At 61.0% G+C, this 21,381-nt stretch carries 21 protein-coding genes; 15 read left to right on the top strand and 6 right to left on the bottom strand.

Annotated features, from left to right (window positions below; all coding sequences use genetic code 11):
* Positions 1-20: 20 nt before the first annotated feature.
* From sstT to OL236_RS07255, 6 genes are all read right to left on the bottom strand, one after another.
* The gene (sstT, locus tag OL236_RS07280) at positions 21-1,274 is read right to left on the bottom strand and encodes a serine/threonine transporter SstT (protein WP_265070114.1); all 1,254 of its coding nucleotides are present in this window, start codon (positions 1,272-1,274) and stop codon (positions 21-23) included.
* 244 nt (positions 1,275-1,518) lie between these two features.
* Complete coding sequence (locus OL236_RS07275; protein WP_265070113.1) at positions 1,519-3,162, bottom strand: ATP-binding cassette domain-containing protein; 1,644 nt, start codon at positions 3,160-3,162, stop codon at positions 1,519-1,521.
* Positions 3,159-4,802, bottom strand: a complete 1,644-nt coding sequence (gene cydD / locus OL236_RS07270; protein WP_265070112.1) for a thiol reductant ABC exporter subunit CydD — start codon at positions 4,800-4,802, stop codon at positions 3,159-3,161. Before cydD ends, OL236_RS07275 begins: the two co-directional genes overlap by 4 nt.
* A 7-nt stretch (positions 4,803-4,809) precedes the next feature.
* Positions 4,810-5,826 (bottom strand): cytochrome d ubiquinol oxidase subunit II, encoded by a 1,017-nt coding sequence (gene cydB, locus OL236_RS07265; RefSeq protein ID WP_006191383.1) that lies wholly within the window; start codon positions 5,824-5,826, stop codon positions 4,810-4,812.
* Positions 5,826-7,190, bottom strand: coding sequence for a cytochrome ubiquinol oxidase subunit I (locus OL236_RS07260; RefSeq protein WP_265070111.1), 1,365 nt, complete (start codon positions 7,188-7,190; stop codon positions 5,826-5,828). The genes cydB and OL236_RS07260 overlap by 1 nt, the downstream gene beginning before the upstream one ends.
* 231 nt (positions 7,191-7,421) lie before the next feature.
* Positions 7,422-9,395, bottom strand: a complete 1,974-nt coding sequence (locus OL236_RS07255) for an HAD-IC family P-type ATPase (protein ID WP_265070110.1) — start codon at positions 9,393-9,395, stop codon at positions 7,422-7,424.
* A gap of 162 nt (positions 9,396-9,557) precedes the next feature.
* Between OL236_RS07255 and ispE the strand changes: the two genes are divergently transcribed.
* The 15 genes from ispE (at position 9,558) to sdhA (ending at position 21,372) form a co-directional block, all read left to right on the top strand.
* Complete coding sequence (gene ispE / locus OL236_RS07250) at positions 9,558-10,421, top strand: 4-(cytidine 5'-diphospho)-2-C-methyl-D-erythritol kinase (RefSeq protein ID WP_265070109.1); 864 nt, start codon at positions 9,558-9,560, stop codon at positions 10,419-10,421.
* A gap of 30 nt (positions 10,422-10,451) precedes the next feature.
* Positions 10,452-11,147, top strand: coding sequence for a GntR family transcriptional regulator (locus OL236_RS07245; RefSeq protein ID WP_265070108.1), 696 nt, complete (start codon positions 10,452-10,454; stop codon positions 11,145-11,147).
* A 103-nt stretch (positions 11,148-11,250) separates the two neighbouring features.
* A complete protein-coding gene (gene glmU, locus OL236_RS07240; RefSeq protein WP_265070107.1) occupies positions 11,251-12,639 on the top strand; it encodes a bifunctional UDP-N-acetylglucosamine diphosphorylase/glucosamine-1-phosphate N-acetyltransferase GlmU in 1,389 nt (462 codons plus the stop codon).
* Positions 12,636-13,577, top strand: coding sequence for a ribose-phosphate diphosphokinase (locus tag OL236_RS07235; RefSeq protein WP_265070106.1), 942 nt, complete (start codon positions 12,636-12,638; stop codon positions 13,575-13,577). Before glmU ends, OL236_RS07235 begins: the two co-directional genes overlap by 4 nt.
* 11 nt (positions 13,578-13,588) lie before the next feature.
* Complete coding sequence (locus tag OL236_RS07230) at positions 13,589-14,026, top strand: acyl-CoA thioesterase (protein WP_265071802.1); 438 nt, start codon at positions 13,589-13,591, stop codon at positions 14,024-14,026.
* 34 nt (positions 14,027-14,060) lie between these two features.
* Positions 14,061-14,603, top strand: a complete 543-nt coding sequence (locus OL236_RS07225) for a hypothetical protein (protein WP_265070105.1) — start codon at positions 14,061-14,063, stop codon at positions 14,601-14,603.
* A gap of 12 nt (positions 14,604-14,615) precedes the next feature.
* Positions 14,616-15,278, top strand: a complete 663-nt coding sequence (locus OL236_RS07220) for a coenzyme F420-0:L-glutamate ligase (RefSeq protein WP_265070104.1) — start codon at positions 14,616-14,618, stop codon at positions 15,276-15,278.
* 57 nt (positions 15,279-15,335) lie between these two features.
* Positions 15,336-16,082: a ribonuclease PH gene (gene rph, locus OL236_RS07215; RefSeq protein ID WP_265070103.1), complete on the top strand. Its 747-nt coding sequence runs from the start codon at positions 15,336-15,338 to the stop codon at positions 16,080-16,082.
* Positions 16,079-16,669: an RdgB/HAM1 family non-canonical purine NTP pyrophosphatase gene (gene rdgB / locus OL236_RS07210; protein ID WP_265070102.1), complete on the top strand. Its 591-nt coding sequence runs from the start codon at positions 16,079-16,081 to the stop codon at positions 16,667-16,669. Before rph ends, rdgB begins: the two co-directional genes overlap by 4 nt.
* Positions 16,666-17,151 carry a metallophosphoesterase family protein gene (locus tag OL236_RS07205; protein ID WP_265070101.1) on the top strand — a complete coding sequence of 162 codons (486 nt, stop codon included), beginning with the start codon at positions 16,666-16,668 and terminating at the stop codon, positions 17,149-17,151. The genes rdgB and OL236_RS07205 overlap by 4 nt, the downstream gene beginning before the upstream one ends.
* Positions 17,148-17,318, top strand: coding sequence for a hypothetical protein (locus OL236_RS07200; RefSeq protein WP_009645598.1), 171 nt, complete (start codon positions 17,148-17,150; stop codon positions 17,316-17,318). The genes OL236_RS07205 and OL236_RS07200 overlap by 4 nt, the downstream gene beginning before the upstream one ends.
* Before the next feature lie 48 nt (positions 17,319-17,366).
* Positions 17,367-18,209, top strand: a complete 843-nt coding sequence (locus tag OL236_RS07195) for a fumarate hydratase (RefSeq protein WP_009645595.1) — start codon at positions 17,367-17,369, stop codon at positions 18,207-18,209.
* 26 nt (positions 18,210-18,235) lie between these two features.
* Complete coding sequence (locus tag OL236_RS07190; protein ID WP_009645610.1) at positions 18,236-18,793, top strand: Fe-S-containing hydro-lyase; 558 nt, start codon at positions 18,236-18,238, stop codon at positions 18,791-18,793.
* 105 nt (positions 18,794-18,898) lie between these two features.
* Positions 18,899-19,531 carry a succinate dehydrogenase gene (locus tag OL236_RS07185; RefSeq protein ID WP_265070100.1) on the top strand — a complete coding sequence of 211 codons (633 nt, stop codon included), beginning with the start codon at positions 18,899-18,901 and terminating at the stop codon, positions 19,529-19,531.
* A gap of 38 nt (positions 19,532-19,569) precedes the next feature.
* Positions 19,570-21,372, top strand: coding sequence for a succinate dehydrogenase flavoprotein subunit (gene sdhA, locus OL236_RS07180; protein WP_265070099.1), 1,803 nt, complete (start codon positions 19,570-19,572; stop codon positions 21,370-21,372).
* The last annotated feature ends 9 nt before the right edge of the window (positions 21,373-21,381 follow it).

The raw sequence follows: 21,381 nt of genomic DNA, 5'->3' as shown, positions 1-21,381 counted from the left end.
TCTTTTCGTATGTATGCCGTTCAGCTTTCGTGATGCGGTACGAGGTCAGTGGATTCGAGGGTGCCTTCCTTGGCGCGTTCGGCAAATTCGGCGGTGGCGGTGAAGAGGACGTCGCTGGAGCTGTTCAGAGCCGTTTCGCACGAGTCCTGCAGTACGCCGATGATGAAGCCGACGCCGACGACCTGCATAGCGACATCGTTGTGGATGCCGAAGCTCGAGCAGGCGACGGGGATGAGGAGCAGCGAGCCTCCGGCAACGCCCGAGGCGCCGCAGGCGCCGACGGTCGAGATGACGCAGAGGAGCAGCGCCGTCGGCATGTCGACCTCGATGCCGAGCGTGTGTGCGGCAGCAAGCGAGAGGACGGCGATCGTGATGGCGGCGCCGCTCATATTGATCGTCGCGCCGAGCGGGATGGAGAGCGAATAGGTGTCCTCCGACAGTCCGAGACGTTTGCACAGCGAGAGGTTCACGGGGATGTTCGCCGCAGAACTGCGCGTGAAGAAGGCGTAGATGCCGCTTTCCCGGAGCGTCGTCCAGACGAGCGGGAAGGGGTTGCGGCGGATGTGCAGGAAGACGATGAGCGGGTTCATGATGAGCGCGACGGAGAAGAATGCGGCGAGAAGGACGGCGAGGAGCTGCGCGTAGCCGATGAGGGCAGCGATGCCGCTTTCGCCGATGGCGTTCGCGACGAGGCCAAAGATGCCGAAGGGGGCGAAGCGGATGACCCACTGCACGATCTTCGTCACAGCTTTGGCGAGGTCGGCGATCGTCTCCTTCGTCGAGTCGTTCGCTGAATGAAGTGCGACGCCCGCGAGCACAGCCCATGCGAGGATGCCGATGTAGTTCGCCGTCACGATGGCGTGCAGCGGGTTGTCGACAACGCTCAGGATGAGGTTGTGCAGAACTTCGATGATGCCGCTCGGCGGAGACACCTCAGACGAGGCGACGGCGAGATGGAGCGTCGTCGGGAAGAGAAACGAGTAGCTGACGGCGACCATCGAGGCGAGGAAGGTGCTGATGATGTAGAGACGCACGATGGGGCGCATCGAAGCGCTGGCATCCGCGTTCTTCTGTGCCATGGCGTTCATGACGAGTACAAAGACGAGAACGGGCGCGACGCCCTTGAGCGCCTTTACGAAGAGGTCGCCGAGGATGGAGATCGCAGGAACGACCTGCGGCAAGGCAACGGCGACGATGATGCCGAGGACGAGTCCGATGGCGATGAGCTTGATCAAGGCAGTTTCCTGATACTTTCTGCCGATGGAACTGAACAAAGAAATTCCTCCTTTAATAATTGTAAAGTACTTTGACAGTATAGTATAAAGCCAGAAAATATGCAAGTTTTTTCTGCCTTTGTGTATTTATACAGTGGACACGATGGGCTTTCTGCACAATGAGACTAGAAATCCCCCCAAAGATGGCAGCTTGGGGGGATTTCGTGTGCCTTGATGTTATCCATGTTTGCCACCTTTAGTATAGCATACTCTCGTTGGTGTGCAAGTTGATGATCCGTACGCTTCAGAGCGAAATAACCTGTTTCATGCGGCTGAGGAGCGGCAGGTCGTGGGTGATGACGATGAGCGTGCCGCCCCTTTTGTCGAGGGTTTCGAGCACGGCGGCGATGAGTTTTGCGCCGCGTGCGGCGTCGAGGCCTGCCGTCGGCTCGTCGAGCAGCAGCAGGGGAGCGTCTGCGGCGAGCGCCAGTGCCGTTAAGAGACGGCTTCTCTGGCCGCCTGAGAGGCGCGAGGCGTTTTCGCCGAGCGGTTCGTCGAGTCCTTGCGGCAGGGAGCGCACGACATCGGCGAGCTGTGCCGTTTCGAGCGATTGCCACATCGTGTCTTCCGTGATGCTTTCGTGCAGACGCAGGAAGTTGTCGCGCACCGACGTGCTGAAGAGATAGCTGCCCTGCAAGGAGACTCCGAAGAGGGAGCGCACTGCGTCTGCCGTCAGAGAAGTATGGGCTACGCCGCTATAGAAAATTGTGCCGCTGTCGATGTCCCAGAGGCGCAGGAGAAGGCTCGCGAGCGTCGTCTTGCCCGCGCCGCTCTCGCCGATGATCGCCGTGTGCTCGCCGCGTCGGATGCAGAAGGTGAGGTTTTCGAGCACAGGCAGTCCCGCCTGATAGGCGAAGCTGATGTTTCGTGCTTCCAAGAGGGGGACGGCGCTGTCGGCGGCGGGAAGCGCCGGCATTGGCGGCGTTCTTGTCGCCATTTCTTTCGTTGGAGCTGCTTCCGGCTGCATCTCGCCTTTCGAGGGCAGGATATTCTGTGCCGCTTGTCGTGCGGCTGAGGCGCCGAGAATGGCGGCGGGAAGAGCGCGGTATTCGGCGAGAGCGGCCTCAAGGGCGAGTGCCCAGACGGCGTATTCGATGCCGCTGATCTCGCCGGCCTGCGCATGGGGCAGGAGGAGCAGCAGCAGCCCAACCCAGAGAATGACGCGCGAGGCGTCGAGCAGCGTGAACAGGCGCTCGCGCTTTTGGCGCTTTTCCGACTGTTTTTCCTGAAAGGTTTTGGCAGCGTCGTCGAGCATCTGCCGGGCAAGGGGAAGTGCGCCCGCCTGATGAAGTTCGGTGCGCCCGTCGACGAGGTCGAGGAGCGTGTCCCGATAGGCAGCGCTTTCCTCGCGCAGGCTTTCTTCTTTGAGCAGGAGGGGCAGGGCGAGGTGCAGCAGGTAAAGCGCCGCGACGAGGGCCGCTGCGAGTGCGGAAAGCGGCAGGAGCGCGGCAGCGGTGAAGAACGCGACGAGTCCCGCGAGGAGCGGCGGCGGCACGGTGCGCAGGTAGAAGTTTCGCAGCGTCTCGCAGCCCGTCAGAAGGTCGTGCAGGAATTCGCCCTCGCGCATTGCGCCCTCCTTGAGCGGCAGCTTTTCTGCCGCTTGACGGTAGGTCAGAAGCTGCAGCTTTTCGTAGCAGGCGAAGGCGAGACGGTGCGAGAGAAGGCGGTCGAGGTAGCGGAAGACGGCGCGCGCGACGCCTGCGGCACGCACGCAGGTGATGCCGAGCGTCAGCGCCGAGAGAGGCGGCGCGAGTGCGGCGCTCGCGATGATCCACGCGGCGGCGCCGATGAGCGCGATACCCGAGAGTGCGGCGAAGAATGCCGCGAGAAGCGCGGGCAGTCCTTTGGCAGGAGAAGCGAGGCGCATGAGATGCAGGATTTCCGTCATTCGGCATCACCTCCTATGTCGATGATATGATCGGCCCAAGCGATGAGCGCGGGACGATGCGAGGCGAGGATCAAGGTGCGGCGGTGAGAGAAATCGTCGAGGGCGGCGAGAACCGCCTTTTCCGTCTCTTCGTCGAGCCCTGCCGTGATTTCGTCGAGGATGACGAGGGGGCGAGCTTGGAAGAAGGCGCGCGCAAGGCCGAGACGTCTCCTCTCGCCGGCGGACAGCGGATGTCCGCCCGCGCCGAGCGGCGTGGCAAGCCCGTGGGGAAGCGCTGCCAGGAAGCCGCCGAGCGCCGCTTGCTCAAGGGCGGCGCTCACGGCGCTTTTCGTCGCGCCCTCCTGCCACAGGCTGATGTTTTCGGCGAGCGTCGCGTTGAATACATGCGTTTCCTGCGGCACATAGGTGATGAGCGCGCGGCGCGAGGCAGGCGAAAGATGCGCGAGGTCATAAGACTTTCCGTCGCCTGCGCCGTCCTGCAGGACGATCGTTCCTTCGGTCGGCGTGAGAAGACCGGCGAGAAGATTGAGCAGGGTCGTCTTGCCCGCACCGCTCGCGCCGATGAGTGCGGTCTTCTTGCCCGCGCGAAAGTTGAGATCGAGCCCTTGGAGGACGGCTTCTTGTGTCAGCGGATAGCGATAGGAAAGTTTTTCGGCAAGGAGGCGCGGTGGCACGAGAATCTGATCGCACCTGCCGTCTTCTCTGTCGAGGGGAGCGGCGAGCCACGGCAGGAGCGCCTTTGCTGCCGTGTGCGCGTCCATGGCGGCGTGAAAGGCGATGCCGCCTTCTCGCAGCGGCTGGTAGAAGAGCGGCGCGAGAATCAGCACGAAGAATGCCGTAGGAAAGCTGATCTGTCCGTCGATGAGTCTGAGGCCGATCGATACGGCAATCAGTGCGATCGAGAGCGTCGTGATGAGTTCGAGCGCGAAGGAGGAGACGAAGGCGAGGCGCAGGACGGCGAGTGATGCTTCGGAAAAGGAGCGGCTGCTTGCCTTTAGATGTGCACCTTCAGATTCCGTGCGGCGAAAGAGCTTCAAGGTCATCGCCGCGCGGATCATCTCGCCGAAGCCCGCGGTCAGAGCCTCCATCTTCGACCACTGGCGCTCGCTCGCGCGGCGCGTCGCCTTGCCGATGAGCATGAGCAAGAAGGGCGCGATGGGGAGCGTCGCGAAAAAGAGCAATGCCGAGAGCGGATCGAAGACGGCGCTGACTGCGAGGATGAAGGGCACGAGCACGGCGAACGATATGGCCGTCGGAACGACGGTATGAAACCACGGCTCGAGTGCATCCACGCGTTCTAACGCCAGGGTCAGGACGCCGTGCGTATCGCGCCCCTCGGCAAGAAGCGCACGATGCAGCGTCTTGCGGCAGAAGAGGCGCATGTGCTCGGACAGACGGTCTTCCAGGCTGCTTTTGGGCAGACGCAGGAGAGCCGCGCCCAGGACGCACAAAAACAGCACCAGAAAATCTGATGCTGTTTCGTGCATTCCCGCGCCATGGAGGAAGACCGCGTTGACGACGGAAGCCGTCTGCCATGCCGCCGCGATGACGAAGACGCCCGAGAGCGCTTCGAGCAAGGCGCGGCAGAGGACGATATGCTTTTTTTCCTTGAGCGTGAGGAAGAGCAGACTGTTCTTCATGTGCTGCTCAATAGCCGTGGTGGTTGGCGTCGGCAGCCGTCACGCGCTTGCGGAAGATGTAGTACGTCCAGATCTGATAGCAGAGTATGATCGGGACGAGGCAGCCGGCAGCGATCGTCATGATCGACAGCGTGTAGGGCGTCGAAGACGCATTGTAGATCGTCAGGCTGTACTCGGGCGAAAGGCTCGACACCATGAGGCGCGGGAAGAGCCCGAGGAAGAAGGCGACGACCGTCAGGGCGACGGCGAGGCCGCTGCAGACGAAGCCCTTCGTCGAGGCCTTGTTGATCACATTCGCATAGGAAGCGAGGAAGACGACGGCGGCGAGGACGAGAGCGCCCGCAGCGAAGGGATTCGCGTAGAGGTCGGTATAGACGTAGGTGAGTCCCATGCACAAGACGAAGAAGACGACGGCGAGAGCGCCGGCCTTTTTCGCCACGTCCTGCACGCGCATGATGAGGTGGCGGTCGGCGAGGCGCATCGTCAAAAATGCCGCACCGTGGAAGGCGAAGACGAAGACGAAGGCGAGGCCGCCGACGATGGAATAGGGCGAGAGCAGACCGAAGAAGCCGCCCGTGTACGTCATGTTCGCGTCGATGGCAAGGCCTGCGATGAGGTCGGTCACGGCGACGCCCCAGAGGAAGGCGGGAACGACGCTGCCGAAGACGATGCACTTGTCCCAGCCGCTGCGCCAGACGGCGGAGTCCTTGTGTCCGCGCAGTTCAAAAGCGACGCCGCGCAGGATGAGCGCGACGAGCATCAAGAAGAGCGCGAGGTAGAACGTGCTGAACATCGTCGCGTAAAGGTGCGGGAAGGCCGCGAAGCTCGCGCCGCCCGCCGTGATCATCCACACTTCGTTTCCGTCCCATACGGGCAGGATCGTGCGCAGCGTGATGCGGCGCTCCTCATCGGTCTTGCCGACGAAGGGCAGCAGCATGCCGACGCCGTAGTCAAAGCCCTCAAGGAAGAAGAAGCCCGTGAAGAGCACGACGATCAGGACAAACCATAAGATGTTCAAATCCATTATGCTGCACTCCTTTCCGGCGAAGGACTGGTCTTGATGAAGCGGATCGCAACGCCGAGGGCGAAGACGATGAGCACGAGATAGATGAGCGTGAAGCCGATGATCGTCAGCCATATATCCGTTGCGGTGAGGTTCGGGGAGACGGCGTCGACCGTCTTCTGCAGGCCGACGACGATCCAAGGCTGACGTCCCGATTCGGTGACGAACCAGCCGACGGAGTTGGCGATGAAGGGAAGCGGCAGACTGTAGAGCAGCACCTTGAGCATGCAGCGCTTGTCTGCGAGCTTGCCGCGCATCGCGAGGAGGAGCGCTGCGCCCGTGATGAGAATCATGAGGCCGCCCGTGCCGACCATGATGCGGAACGCCCAGAAGAGCGCCGTGACGTTCGGCACGTAGTTGTCCGAGCCGTACATTTGGACGGCTTCTTCCTGCAGGTCGCGGATGCCCTTGATTTCGCCGGCAGGCTTATTGTAGACCATGAAGGAGAACATCGCGGGAATCGTGATCTCGAAGTCGTTCTGCATCTTGTCCTCGTTGATGATGGCGAAGGCGGCGAACGGCGCGGGATCTTCCGTCTCCCACAGAGCCTCCATGGCGGCGAGCTTCATGGGCTGGACGTCCTTCAGGTACTGGGCGTGCATGTGGCCGGCGCCCGCGACGCCAAGAAGGCCGATGAGCGTGAAGGCGAGGATGCCCTTCATGGCTTTCTGGAAGAGGTCGGCGGCAGGGCCTCCCTGAAGGATCTTATAGGCGGTGATCGCTGCGAGCAGGACGCCCGCCGTCGACATGCCCGCGAAGAACGTATGCGTGATCTCGCCGATGACGTAGTGATTCGAGAGGAGAGCGCCGAAGTCCGTCATGACGGCACGGCCGCCTTCGATGGCATAGCCCGTCGGATGCTGCATGAAGGAGTTGGCGACGATGATCCAGAGCGCCGAGAGGTTGCCGCCGATGGCGACGAGCCACATCGTCACGCAGTGAAGTTTCGGTGACAATTTATCCCAGCCGAAGATCCAGATGCCGAGGAACGTCGACTCAAGGAAGAAGGCGGAGAGTGCCTCCAAGGCGAGCGGCGCACCGAAGATGTCGCCCATGAAGCGCGCGTACTCCGACCAGTTCATGCCGAAGTGGAACTCCTGTACGATGCCCGTGACGACACCCATGGCGAAGTTGATGAGGAAGACCGTGCTGAAGAATTGCAGCAGCTTGCGGCTTTCCTTCTTCCACTGCGCGTCCTTCGTGCGGACATGACAGGTTTCGAGAAGTGCCAGGAAGAATGTCAGCCCCAGCGTCAGCGGGACGAAGAGAAAATGATACGTCGAGGTGATGGCAAACTGCCATTGTGATAGGACAGCCGTGCTCATAGGATGATACCCCTTCCTTTCAGAAAATAATTATTTTTTATGCGTCCATTATAAAACAAGGGACAGCAAAAAACAAGGCATAAGTGTATCGGTGAATTTGAATCTTTGGATAAGGAAATCACCGTACTTTTTTAAGGGATTTCAGGCAAACTCAGCGTTTCCTTGAAATTGTTGAAGAAAGCCGCCCCCGCGAAGAGGAGATATACTCGCATGTTTCGTGCTCCTTGAAGCTCAGTAGTCGAGCGTGTGCGGCGCGAATTTGAAGCCCTTGAGTCCGAGCGGTACGAGCGTCGCTGCGACGATGCCCGCGAGCATGGAGAGGACGGAGAGCAGCGGCAAAAAGCGCAGGTCGCCGAGGAAGAAGAGCGAGGCATGCAGCAGGACGGCCGCCAGGACGGCGGCGAGGAAGGCGAGAGAAAGCGCGAGGTGCACGGCGCGGACGATCTTCCGTGAAAGAGTGATGAGCTGGGGAATGTGCGAGGGATCTCCTGAGGCGATGAGGATGTCGGGTGCGATCTCGCTCTCGCTCGTCTGCATGGCGAGCACGACGTCAGCCATCGAGGCTGCCTCCGCGTCCTCCTTCTTGGCGGCGAGCAGGGCGACAGAGTGACCGTGCGCCTGAAGCATCTGCACCTCCTTCGCCTTGTCGGCGGGCGCAAGATCGGCGCGGTAGACGGAGATGCCGGCATCCTTTGCCGTGCGCTTTGCCGCAGTGCGGCAGTCGCCCGTCATCATCACGGTCTGGACGCCCAGAGATTCCAGCAGGCGGATCGTGCGCGGCATGTCGCTTCGCGCCTCGTCAGAGAACACGAGGAGGCCCTTGGCGATCTTGCCCGTGGCGAGATAGATGACGATCTTGCCGCGCGAGGCGAATTGATCGCCCTGCGTCAAGAGGGAATTGCTGATCTGGACGCCCTCTTCTTCGAGCCATTCGCGCTTGCCGAGGCGTACGGCTCTGCCGTTGATCAGCGCCTCGACGCCTTTGCCGGGGATGCTGCTCGTCGCCGAAACGCGCATGAGGCGAGCGCCCCGACTGACAGCGCTGGCGACGAGGACGCGTGCGAGCGGATGGGAGACGCCGTTTTCCGCGCTCGCGGCGAGTCCTAGGATCGCACTGTCGGAAAGCCCCTCGCCGACGATGGTCGCGAGGAACGGCCTGCCTTCGGTGATGCCGCCGCTCTTCGAGAGCGCGATGGCGCTGATGTGCTTGAGCGTGCCGAAGACGCCGGCGTTCTTCACGAAGATCTTCTGGGCGCGGCACTTTTTCAGCGCTTCGGGCAGGGCGAACGAGGAGGCAAAGAAGAGTGCGGCAGGGCAAGCGAAGAAGAGCACGGAGAAAAAGAAGATCGCCGTCTGCAGAAGATCGAGTCCCATGGTCTGCCAGAGGGCAGCATCGGCGATGGCGAGCAGCAGACCGAAGGCGAGAAAGCGCAGGGCGGCATTGTCCGTGACGGCGAGCAGCGGCGTGTGCTCGGGCGTCTTCGCCGCTTCCTCCTGCCTGGGCGCGTCGCTTGCGGCAGGCTCATCTTCCTCTTCCTCTGCGGGCAGCACCTCGCCTCGCGCACGCCTCGCTTCCCGCTCGGCGAGACGGCGCTCCTCGGCGCGCAGCGCTTCGAGTTCGCGGTAGCGCGCCTCGGACTCCTTCTTTCGACGTTCCTCCTCCTCGCGCCTCTGGCGCTCGGCTTCATGCTCCGCCATCATCTCCTCTGCGCCCGGCGGCATGACGCCCTCGTCCTCGTCGAGCGAGAGCTTCCGTGCGGCGAGGCGCACTTCGAGGTATTTGCCGCCGAGCGTGAAGGTCAGGAAGAGGCCGAGCGGCGTGAAGAGAAGCTGGTGAAAGAGCGCTTCTCCCGTCAGCATCATCTGCACCATGAGGAGGAGGCTCGCGATGACGGCGGAGATGGCGCTGACGACGATGAGTGAATCGGCGCACGGCGATTTGAAGAGCAGGCGGACGCCGCGCACGAGGATGGATTTGCACGCGAGCAGCATGGCGAGCGCGAGGGAGAGCTCGATTCCTGCAAAGAGGAGCGGCGCCTCCTCGGGAGAGAGCGGCCCTAGGTCTATGCCAAATGTGGAGGCTGCGAGCAGTCCCGGCGAAAAGGCGAATGCCAGAAGCGTCAGGGGCAGGACGATGAGGAGGGAGGAGCGCACGTCCTTTTTGATGCGTTCCGCCTCCTCTGGTGCTGCAGACTTTTCATCCATAATAAAATTCCCTCTTTTCCAAGGTGTAATAAAATAGAATTCACATTATCTAATTCGCCTTTTGCTGGTTAATTCCTACCAAATTTTTTCTAAGGCTTGCTGTAAAGAGAAAAAATTGATAGAATTTATGGCGGTATATGAGGGAAGGATGGTGCATTTCTTTTGCTGAAGCTTTTGGCGCGGGCGAAGATCAATCTGACGCTCGATATCTTGGGGAAACGTCCCGACGGCTATCACGAGGTGGAGATGGTCATGCAGTCCGTCGCGCTCGCGGATGAGGTCGAGCTGGAAAAGACGGCGCAGGGCATTTCTTTGGAGATCGAAGGCGCGACGCTCGCTGCAGACGAGAGCAATCTCGCGTGGCGTGCGGCGGCGCTCTTTTTGCGCCGTTTTCCGTCGGCGGGCGGCATAGCGATCCGCCTGAAAAAGACGATTCCGATGGCGGCGGGACTTGCGGGCGGTTCTGCGGACGCTGCCGCCGTGCTCCTCGGGATGAACGATCTTTTTGAGAAGGGGCTGGATGAGGCGGCGCTTGCGGAGCTTGCAGCCGAGATCGGCTCTGACGTCCCCTTTTGTCTTGCGGGCGGTACGCAGCTGGCGACGGGGCGCGGCGAGATTCTGCGCCGCCTTGCCGATCTGCCGCCTTTTCCCGTCGTGCTGGCGAAGCCGCCCGTCGACGTTTCGACCGCCTGGGCGTACGGGCGCTACGATGCGCAGAAGGCGGTGCGGCACCCGGACACGGAGAAGATGCTCGCCGCCATCGGTGCGGGCGATCGCTTGCGCATTTGCCGGGAGTTGTGCAATGTGCTCGAAAGTGTTACCATAGAGGAGCATGAGGAGGTCCGTCGTCTGAAGGAAAGGATGCTGGAGCAGGGCGCACTCGCTGCCATGATGTCCGGCTCAGGGCCGACGGTCTTCGCACTGATGGAAAGCGAGGGGGCGGCGCAGAATCTGGCGAAGAGACTGCGCGAAGAGACGGATGCCGCCGTCTTTTGCACAAAGACGCAGGGGGCGCAGATGTTCTGAAGCGCCGTACCTGTGCGGGGGGGAAAAACGATGGGACAGGAAACAAAGCTCGCACCGATCCGCCTCGACAGCTACCAGCCTCTGCGCGAGGTGGTTGCTGAGGCTCTGCGCGATGCGATCAAGAGCGGCACGCTTGCGCCAGGACAGAGGCTCATGGAGATCCAGCTCGCCGAAGAACTTGGCGTCAGCCGCACGCCCGTGCGCGAGGCGATCCGAAAGCTCGAACTCGAAGGCTACGTCGTCATGATGCCTCGGCGCGGCACCTACGTCGCGAACCTTTCCATTCGCGACGTCAACGATGTCTTCGAGATCCGCACGGCGCTCGATTCGCTCGCCTGCGCCCTTGCGGCAGAGCGCATCACGGAGAATGAGCTGGAAAGCCTGCAGCGTCTCCTCGTCGCCATCGGCGGACAGATCGAGGCGGGCGACATGGAAAAGATCGTGGAAACGGACATGCGCTTTCACGACCTCCTCTATCAGGCGAGCCGCAACACGCGTCTCGTCGGCATCATCTCGAACCTGCGTGAGCAGCTCACGCGCTTTCGTTCCGCCTCGATGTCGTTTCCGGGTCGTCTCAAGGAGACGCTTGAGGAGCATAGAGAGATCGTCGACGCGATTGCGCAGGGTGACGTGCAGGGCGCGAAGCAGGCGGCGGAAGCCCATATGGAAAAGGCGGAGCGTACGCTTCTTCTGAGCATGGAGGCGGCGAAGAATGCCGGCATCTAAAAGATGGCAGGAAAGGATGCGTCCAGAACTCTGCAGGGATTGGCTGCGGAGTTTCCTGAGAACGATGCTGAGGAAATGTCTTTGAGCAATGGAGGCTGAACGAATGGCAGATCTGACAACAGTCATATTGGCGGCGGGCAAGGGGACGCGCATGAAGTCGTCTTTGCCGAAGGTGCTGCACAAGGCGGGCGGCAAGGCGATGCTCGCCCATGTGCTCGCGGCCGCGAAGGAGGCGGGCGCCGTGCGCAATATCGTCGTCGTGGGATTCGGCGGCGAGACGGTGGAAAAGGCGCTTGCGGGCGAGGCGGATTTCGTCACACAGGAAGAGCAGCTCGGCACGGGGCATGCCGTCTTGCAGGCGGAACCGCTGCTGCGCGAGGAAAAGGGCACGGTTCTTGTGCTCTGCGGCGACACGCCGCTCCTGACGGGGAAGCTCCTCAAGAAGCTCGCGAAAGAACACGCGGCAGCAGGCGCGAAGGCGACCGTGCTGACCGCTGTCATGCCCGATGCGACGGGATATGGCCGCATCATCCGCGCCGCAGACGGCACGGTGGAAAGGATCGTCGAGCACAAGGACGCGACGGAAGAGGAGCGCAATGTGCGCGAGGTCAATTCGGGCATCTATTGCTTTGAAGCGCCTGACCTTTTCGCCGCTCTGCACGAGGTCAAAAATGACAATGCACAGGGCGAGTACTATCTGCCCGACGTGCTCGAAATCCTCCGAAAGAAGGGCGAGAAGATTTTCGCCGCCACGGCCGACGACTACGAGGAAACGCTCGGCGTCAACTCGCGCGCCCAGCTCGCCGCTTCGGAGAAGATCCTGCGCCGCCGCAAGAATGAGGCGCTGATGGCAGAGGGCGTGACACTCATGGATCCCGATACGACCTATGTCGACGTCGATGTCATCGTCGGCCGCGACACCGTTCTCTATCCGGGCACGTGGCTTGAGGGTGCGACGGTCATCGGCGAGGGCTGTGAGATCGGCCCCAATTCGCGCTTTCAGGACGTGAAGGTCGGCGCGCATGTCACGGCGCATTTCTGCTATGCGCATGAATGCGAAATCGCCGACGGTGCGACGCTCGGCCCGTACGTTCATCTTCGCCCCGCGACGAAAATCGCCGCGCACGTCAAGATCGGCAATTTCGTCGAGGTCAAGAACTCCGTCGTCGGCGAGGGGACGAAGCTGCCGCATCTCTCGTATATCGGCGATTCCGACATCGGTGCGGGCGTCAACATGGGCTGTGGCACGATCACGGTCAATTACGACGGCAGGCAGAAGTTCCGCACGAAGGTCGGCGACGGCGCTTTCGTCGGCTGCAACTCGAACCTCGTCGCACCCGTCAGCGTCGGCGACGGCGCCTACATCGGCGCAGGGTCGACGATCACGAAGGACATCCCCGCAGGCGATCTCGCCATCGCGCGCGCCCACCAGAAGAATATCACGGGCTGGGCGGACAAGCGCAAAGAAGAAATGGAGGCTACCAGAAAATGACGAACCTTGACAACCTATGCATCATGACGGGCAACGCCAACCCCGATCTCGCGAAAAAAATCGCAGCGCACATCGGCGTGCCGCTGTGTGATGCATACGTCGGTCATTTCAATAACGGCGAGACGCAGGTGATGATCAGCGAGAGCATTCGCGGCAAGGACATCTTTATCATTCAACCGACCTCGCAGCCGGTCAACGACAATCTCATGGAGCTTCTCATCATGACGGACGCCTGTAAAAGGGCGTCGGCGCACAGCATCACGGCCGTCGTGCCGTACTACGCCTACGCGCGTCAGGATCGCAAGACGCGCGGGCGCGAGCCGATCTCGGCGAAGCTCGTCGCGAACCTCATGGAGACGGCGGGCGTCTCGCGCGTCGTGACGGTCGACCTGCATGCAGGTCAGATCCAGGGCTTCTTCGACATTCCCGTCGATCATCTCGGAGCGGCTCCCGTCCTCGCCGCGTATCTGAAGGAGCACAATCTCGAAAATGCCGTCGTCGTCTCACCCGATCTCGGCGGCGTCACGCGCACGCGAAATCTTGCCGACCGCCTGCACGCACCGATCGCCATCATCGAGAAGCGCCGCCCGCAGCCGGGCGTGGCGGAGGTCATGAACCTCATCGGCGACGTCGAGGGCAAGACGGCAATCCTCATCGACGACATCGTCGACACGGCAGGCTCTCTTTGCGAGGGGGCGAAGGCACTTGCAAAGCTTGGTGCAAAAGAAGTCTACGCCGCCTGTTCCCATGCGATCCTGACCGATCCTGCCATCGAGCGCATCAACGCGTCGGTGCTCAAGCAGCTGATTGTCACGGACACGATTCCTTTGGGCGACAAGAAGTCAGACAAGATCGTCGTGCTCTCGATGGCGGACGCTATCGGCGACGTGCTCATCAGCATACAGGAGCATCGTTCGGTCAGTCACCTGTTTCGCTGATGGAGAGCGTCATGGAGGTCAAGGCATACCATCGTGTGAATTTCTACGATACGGACGCCATGGGCGTCGTGCATCATGCGAACTACATTCGTTGGTTCGAGATCGGCAGGGTCGAGTTCCTGCGCGCGCTCGGCATCACATTGGGCGATCTGATGGAGGCGGGCTACGTCTTTCCGCTGACCGATGTCAGCGCAAAATTCGTCGCCTCAGGCAAGTTCGACGATGAACTCGCCATCGTCACGCGCCCGACGGCGCTGACAAAGGTCAAGATGGCATTCGACTACGAAGTGCGGCGCGTGGCGGACGACGCATTGCTCGTCCTCGGTCATACGCAGAACGTCTTCACGAGCCGAGAGACGGGGCGCATCACGAAACTGCCTGCAGAGTTTTATGAAAAGCTTCATGCCGCGCTTTCGGAGGATGCGCCGATGGGCGCAGAAAATCTCTGAACGTTCGCCAGGAAGCTTTGGGAGGTCTTGAAAGTTGTATATTGCAATCGGTGTTGTTCTCGCTACGATTTTCCTTTGCATCATCGTGGTGAAACTCTTCTTTGCCAAGGAGGGAACGGAAGAGGTCGTCGTGAAGCTTACGGAGCGCACGCCCCTCGAAGTAACGGCGCAGGATGAAAAAAGCGTGACGCTCGTCACGAAGCTGGAGTTCGCCAATGTCGGCAAGCAGGTCGGCACGATCATGGACGCCCTTGTGCGTCCGCTCGTGCCCTACGAACAGTACGACGGGCTTGAAGTGCGCGGCAGAGCCGAGCGAGAGGGCGCGCCGCGCGAGGATGATTACTTCGAGGCGGTGCTCATCGAAGCGGGGGAAAGCATCTTCGTCAAAGCGTATGTGACGCTTACGGCACGAAAGGGCAGGAGCATCAAGGAGGCGGTCACACACATGGTCGATTTCCCAGTGGAGCTCATCTATCAGGAGACAGGCAGACGGCCGTGGCGTTATTCGAAGGTGACGATTCCCGTGCATGCGGCGGAGGTTGCCGCGCTCGTCGGCGTGACGCTGGCGGACGATTGAGGAGGGGCGAACATGAAAGAGAAAGTAGAGATTCTGCCCGTTCCTACGCGCATTCTGACGGACAGGGATGACATCATCGACTGCGTGGAGAGGTATACGCGCGGCAAGATCGGCGAGGATGACGTGATTTCTGTGGCAGAGAGCGTCGTCGCCATCACGCAGGGACGCATCGTGCGTCCCGAGGATCTGAAGATTTCGCGCGTCGCGCAGTTCTGCTGCCGCTTCATCCCGGATGTCGGCAGCCTCGCGAGTCCGCACGGCATGCAGTCCTTGATGAACGTCGAGGGCAAGTGGCGCGTCGCCGCCGCGCTCTTCGCGGGCTCCTTGGGCAAGCTTGTGGGAAAGAGCGGCCTTTTTTATAAATGGGGCGGCGAGCAGACGGCGCTTATCGACGATGTGACGGGGACGATGCCGCCTTTCGACAAGCATATCGTCTACGGGCCGCGTGATCCGGAGGATGTCGTCGCGCGTCTCAAAGAGAGGCTCGGCTGCTTCGGCGCCGTCATCGCCGATGTCAACGACCTCAAGCGCTCGCGCATCGTCGGCGTGACGGACGGTACGAAGGGCGAGCTTGTCGCGAAGCTCCTCATCGACAACCCGTTCGGCAATGCGTCGCAGAAGACGCCGATCTGCATCATAAAAAACTTCCGGCAGTATCAGGAAGGCTGCGACTGAGTTGGGGCAGGGCTTGACGCCCTGCCCTTTTCAAGTGAGAGGAGAGGAACATGCGCTATGCAAAGAAACCGCGGACGTGCCGCTGACGCGCTGCGTCCCTTGAAGATGATGCGCGGCTTCCAAAAGGGGCCGGCGGGTTCGGTGCTCATCGAGATGGGGCGCACGCGCGTCATCTGCGCTGCGTCCGTCGAAGATCGCGTGCCGTACTTTCTGCGCGGCACGGGCACGGGATGGATCAAGGCGGAGTACGCGCTCTTGCCGAGCGCGACTTCGACGCGCACGCCGCGCGAGGCGTGCCAAGGCCGCCAGTCGGGGCGCACGCAGGAGATTCAGCGGCTCATCGGCCGCTCGCTGCGCTCCGTCGTCGACCTTGCGGCGCTCGGCGAGCGCACGATCGCCTTGGACTGTGACGTCATCGAGGCGGACGGCGGCACGCGTACGGCGGCGATCACGGGCGCTTTCGTCGCGCTCGTAGAGGCATGTGCGAGCTTCTATGAGAAGGGCAAGACGTTTCCTGTCAAAGATTTCCTCGCGGCGGTCAGCGTCGGTCTTGCGAAGGACGGCGAACCGATCCTCGACCTTTGCTACGAGGAGGACAGCACGGCGCTCGTCGATATGAACGTCGTGATGACGGGCGCTTATGACTTCGTCGAGGTGCAGGGCACGGGCGAGGGGCGGCCCTTCTCACGCAAGGAGATGGAGGAGCTCCTCGCGCTGGCGGAAAAGGGCATCGACGAATTGATAGCAAGAGAAAAGGACGCGCTTGGCGGCGAGCTCGTCTGGAAAGTGGGGCGAATCGGATGAAGAAGATCGTAGTCGCTACGAAGAATGAGGGCAAGGTGAAGGAAATCCTTGCAGCTTTTCAAAAGCTCCCCGTGGAGCTTTTGACCCTCAAGGATTTTGGGGAGCTTCCCGATGCTGTTGAGGACGCTTCGACCTTCGAGGGGAACGCGCGCATCAAGGCGCGTTTTTATGCAGAAAGGACGGGATGCGCGTGCCTTGCTGACGACTCGGGACTGGAGGTCGAAGTCTTGGGCGGTGCACCGGGCGTTCACTCGGCGCGTTACTCGGGGCGGCACGATGATGCGGCGAACAACGAGAAGCTCGTGGCAGAGCTTCAAAAGAGGGGGGCTGTCGAATCTGCTGCCGCTTTTCGCTGCGTGCTCGTCCTGCACGACACGGACGGCACGGAACTCATCTCTGAAGGGACGTGTGTCGGACGCGTGCGCCAAGAGCCGCGCGGTGCGGGCGGCTTCGGCTATGACCCGTATTTCTATCTCGCGAGCGGCAAGTCGCTGGCGGAACTGACGGTTTCTGAAAAGCAGGCGGTCAGCCATCGCGGCGCAGCGCTTCGTCTCATGGCGGCGCAGATGAAGGAGCATCTCACATGAAGATCGGCATTGTGAGCGACAGCCACGGCGACCGCCGCGCGATCGATCGCGCTGTGGAACGTGCGGGCAAGGTCGACCTCTGGCTTCATGCGGGAGACTGCGTTCCCGATGCGGCGTACCTCGCGCTCGTCTCGGCGGTGCGCGTGGAAAACGTCGCGGGCAACACGGACTGGCCCGACGGCAAGACGCCCGACGAGATCGTTGTCGAAGCGGCAGGACACCGCATCTTTCTCACGCACGGTCACATCTACGGCGTGCGTTCGACGCTTGAAATGCTGGTGACAGCGGCGAAGGAGGCGCAGGCGGACATTGCCGTCTACGGTCATACGCATGTGGCGCAGGAGGTCACGGGAGATGTTCATGTCCTCAACCCCGGAAGCGTGGCGCGTCCGCGCGATGAGGCGCGTCCTTCCTTCATGCTCGCCGAGCTTGAGACGGGGAAGCCGCCGCAGGTCGAACTCATCCGCTTGGGAAGAGCTTGACGGCAGAGGGCTTGCTGGCAAGTGCACGAAAGGAATATTGGAAGGGAATTCCGGTCACTTTTTCGCCGGTTTTCGGCATGCAAAAAAGCGAACGGGATTCATCTTTTTCTCTGCAGAAACTCAAGAAACACAAGGGTTTCGGTGTTGAATGTGCGATGAAAATATGATATGATGAAGCTATGTGAGTATTACAATTTCTTATGGGAGGGTTTATCTTGCGTACAATCGAAGCGAAACAGATTACGGAAGCCGTTGCCGAGATGTGCAAAGAGGCTGCCTACTATCTGCCGGACGACGTCTACGAGGCTTTGAAGCGCGGACGCGAGGCAGAGGAGTCGCCGGTAGGGCGCGACGTGCTCGACCAGATCATCCGCAATGCGGAGATCGCCAAGGCCGAGGATCGCCCCATCTGTCAGGACACCGGCATGACGATCGTCTTCCTTGAGATCGGTCAGGATCTGCACATCGCAGGCGGCGATCTCGAAGAGGCGGTCAATGCCGGTGTCGCCAAGGGCTATACGGAAGGGTATCTGAGGAAGTCCGTCGTTGCCGAGCCGCTGTTCAACCGCAAGAACACGCAGAACAATACGCCTGCCGTCATCTACACGCGCATCGTGCCGGGCGACAAGCTCAAGATCACGGTCGGACCCAAGGGCTTCGGCAGCGAGAACAAGTCGGGCGTCAAGATGCTCGTTCCTGCGGATGGCGTCGAAGGCGTCAAGAAGGCCGTGCTCGACATCATCCTGCACGCAAGCTGCAACCCCTGTCCTCCCATGGTTGTCGGCGTCGGCATCGGCGGCACGATGGACCGCGCCGCTTACTACTCGAAGAAGGCGCTCGTGCGCTCCATCAACGAGCGCAACCCCATGCCCGAGTACGCGAAGCTCGAAGGCGAGCTTCTTGAGATGATCAACAAGACGGGCATCGGCCCTCAGCTAGGCGGCTCCGTATCGGCTCTCGCCGTCAACATCGAATGGGGCCCGACGCACATCGCGGGACTGCCCGTGGCCGTCACGATCTGCTGTCATGCGATGCGCCACAAGGATCGCGTCCTTTAATTGCTCGGGATGGGAGGATAAGAAAAATGGCTGAAAAGATTCGTATCGAAACACCGTTTACCGTGGAGCAGTCCAAGAAGCTCAAGGCGGGCGACAGCGTGCTCATCACAGGCACGATCATCAGCGCACGCGATGCGGCGCACAAGGTCATGTGCGAAGCTCTGGCACGCGGCGAGAAGCTCCCCGTGGACTGGAAGAATGAAATCGTCTACTACCTCGGACCTACGCCTGCGAAGCCCGGCGATCCTATCGGCTCGTGCGGCCCGACGACTGCCGGCCGCATGGACGCCTACACGCCGACGATGCTTGAACAGGGCATCACGGGCATGATCGGAAAGGGATCGCGTGACCCGAAGGTCATCGAGTCGATGAAGAAGAACGGCGTGACATACTTCGTCGCCGTCGGCGGCGCGGCGGCTCTGATCGCCAAGTCCGTCAAGAAGTACGAAGTGCTCGCCTATCCGGAACTCGGCCCGGAGGCTGTGGCTCGTCTGACCGTTGTCGACTTTCCGGCGATCGTCGGCATCGACTGCGAGGGGAATAACTTCTACGAGATTGGCCAGGCGCCGTATCGTAAGTTATAGAAAGCGCCTGTTTGGCGCTTTCATGGGAGGCGCTGAACTTATCGGCGCTTCCTGTAATCCGCCCCCGCACGATGCGGGGCGCAAAGAATTTATAGGAGGTATAGAATGATTAACACAACTTTTTACGCCCGCCGCCTGCATTCCCTGGTCGGCTTGCTGGCACTCGGAGGATTCCTCATGGAGCACATCCTCACTAATGCTTCGGCTCTGGGCGGTGCTGAAGCCCTGAATGGCAAGCTCGCCATGATGGAGCTGATTCCGAAACCAATCTTCCTCGGACTTGAGGTCGGCGCCGTCGCCATCCCGTTCCTCTTCCATGCGATCTATGGCATCTACATCTGCATGCAGGCGAAGAACAACCCGACGAAGTATGGCTACCTCAACAACTGGAATTTTGCTTTCCAGCGCTGGACGGCATGGTTCCTGCTCGTCTTCCTCGTATGGCACGTCGGTTACTTGCGCTGCTACGTCAAGGGTGTCCTCGGCACGCCGATCACCTATGAACTGATCCAGAGCTACGTCACGGGCAGCCCGATCGTCTTCGTCCTCTACCTCATCGGCATGCTCGCAGCGATCTTCCATTTCACGAACGGCATTACGACCTTCCTCATGACGTGGGGCGTCGTCAAGGGGCCTCGCGCCCAGAAGACGGCGGGGCTTCTCTCCATGTTGCTCTGCGTGGCTCTGAGCTTCGTGACGATTGCCTTCATGGTGAGCTACTTCGTTCCCATGCATTGATCGATTGATTGTGATGTATAGATAAGGAGAGAACCTACATGGCTGAAAAGAAGAAAATCATTATTGTAGGCGGCGGTCTCTCGGGTCTCATGGCGACCATCAAGGTCTGTGAGCTCGGCGGCGAAGTCGACCTGTTTTCCTACTGCCCCGTAAAGCGCTCCCACTCGCTGTGTGCGCAGGGCGGCATCAACGCCTGCATGGACACGAAGGGCGAGCATGACAGCGTTTATGAGCACTTCGATGATACGGTCTACGGCGGCGACTTCCTCGCCGATCAGGTCGCGGTCAAGGGCATGGTCGAGGCGGCGCCGAAGCTCATCAAGATGTTCGACCGCATGGGCGTTCCCTTCACGCGCACGCCGGAAGGCAACCTCGACCTCCGCAATTTCGGCGGTCAGAAGAACAAGCGCACCTGTTTTGCCGGCTCGACGACGGGTCAGCAGCTCCTCTATGCGCTCGACGAGCAGGTTCGCCGCTGGGAAGTCAAGGGCGGCGTCAAGAAGTACGAGTTCTGGGAATTCATCCGCATCATCAAGAACAAGGACGGCATCTGCCGCGGCATCGTCGCGCAGAACATGAACTCGATGGAGATCAAGGCGTTCCCCGCCGATGTCGTCATCCTTGCGACGGGCGGCCCCGGCCAGGTGTTTGGCCGCTGCACGGCTTCGACGATCTGCAACGGCTCGGCCGTATCCGCCGTCTACCAGCAGGGGGCGCACATCGGCAACCCCGAGTTCATCCAGATTCATCCGACGGCGATTCCGGGTTCGGACAAGAACCGCCTGATGAGCGAGGCGTGCCGCGGCGAAGGCGGGCGCGTCTGGGTCTACCGCGACGGTAAGCCCTGGTACTTCCTTGAGGACATGTATCCGGCATACGGCAACCTCGTGCCGCGTGACGTCGCCTCGCGCGCCATCTTCAAGGTCTGCGTGCACATGGGTCTTGGCATCAACGGCGAGAACCGCGTCTACCTTGACCTCTCGCATATCGATCCGCATTACTTGGAGCGCAAGCTCGGCGGTATCCTCGAAATCTACATGGACTTCGTCGGAAAAGATCCGCGCAAGGTGCCGATGGAGATCTTCCCGTCCGTCCACTACTCGATGGGCGGCATCTGGGTCGACCGTCTGCATCATACGAACATCAAGGGACTCATGGCCTCGGGCGAGTGCGACTACCAGTACCACGGCGCGAACCGCCTCGGCGCGAACTCGCTCCTTTCCGCCGCTTACTCCGGCACGGTCTCCGGCCCTGAAGCCATGCGCATGGCGAAGTCCGGCGAGCTTGGCGACGCCCTCACGCAGGCGGAGCTTGACAAGGCTCGTCAGGAGGTCGTCGACCAGTTTGAAGGCATCCTCAAGATGGACGGCCCCGAGAACGCGCACAAGCTTCATCACGAGCTTGGCGACATCATGTACAAGTACGTCTCCATCGAGCGCGACAACAACGGCCTCGACCAGTGCCTCGTGGAGCTCAAGGAAATCCTCAAGCGTTGGGACAACATCGGCCTGACGGATCGCGGCCATTGGGCGAACCAGGAAGCCATGTTCGTGCGCCAGCTGCGCAACATGATCCTCTACGCGATGTGCATCACGAAGGCGGCTCGCTGCCGTGACGAAAGCCGCGGCGCCCATGCCAAGATTGCCCTCGACGCGAACGGCAAGCGCATGATGGACGGCGAAGAGCTCGTCTTCATGCCGCGTGATGACAAGAACTTCATGCGCATCTCCATCGTCGACTACGACCCGAAGACGGAAGAGCCGATCGTCAGCTACGACGAGTTCGACCATTCGCTCATCAAGCCGCGTCCTCGCAACTACGCGGTAGCGAAGAAAGAGTAAGAGGAGGAG

The sequence above is a fragment of the Selenomonas sputigena genome (assembly GCF_026015965.1).
Lineage (GTDB): Bacteria > Bacillota > Negativicutes > Selenomonadales > Selenomonadaceae > Selenomonas.
The sequence above is the reverse complement of the archived record's forward strand: the minus strand, read 5'-3'. Positions and strand labels throughout refer to the sequence as shown.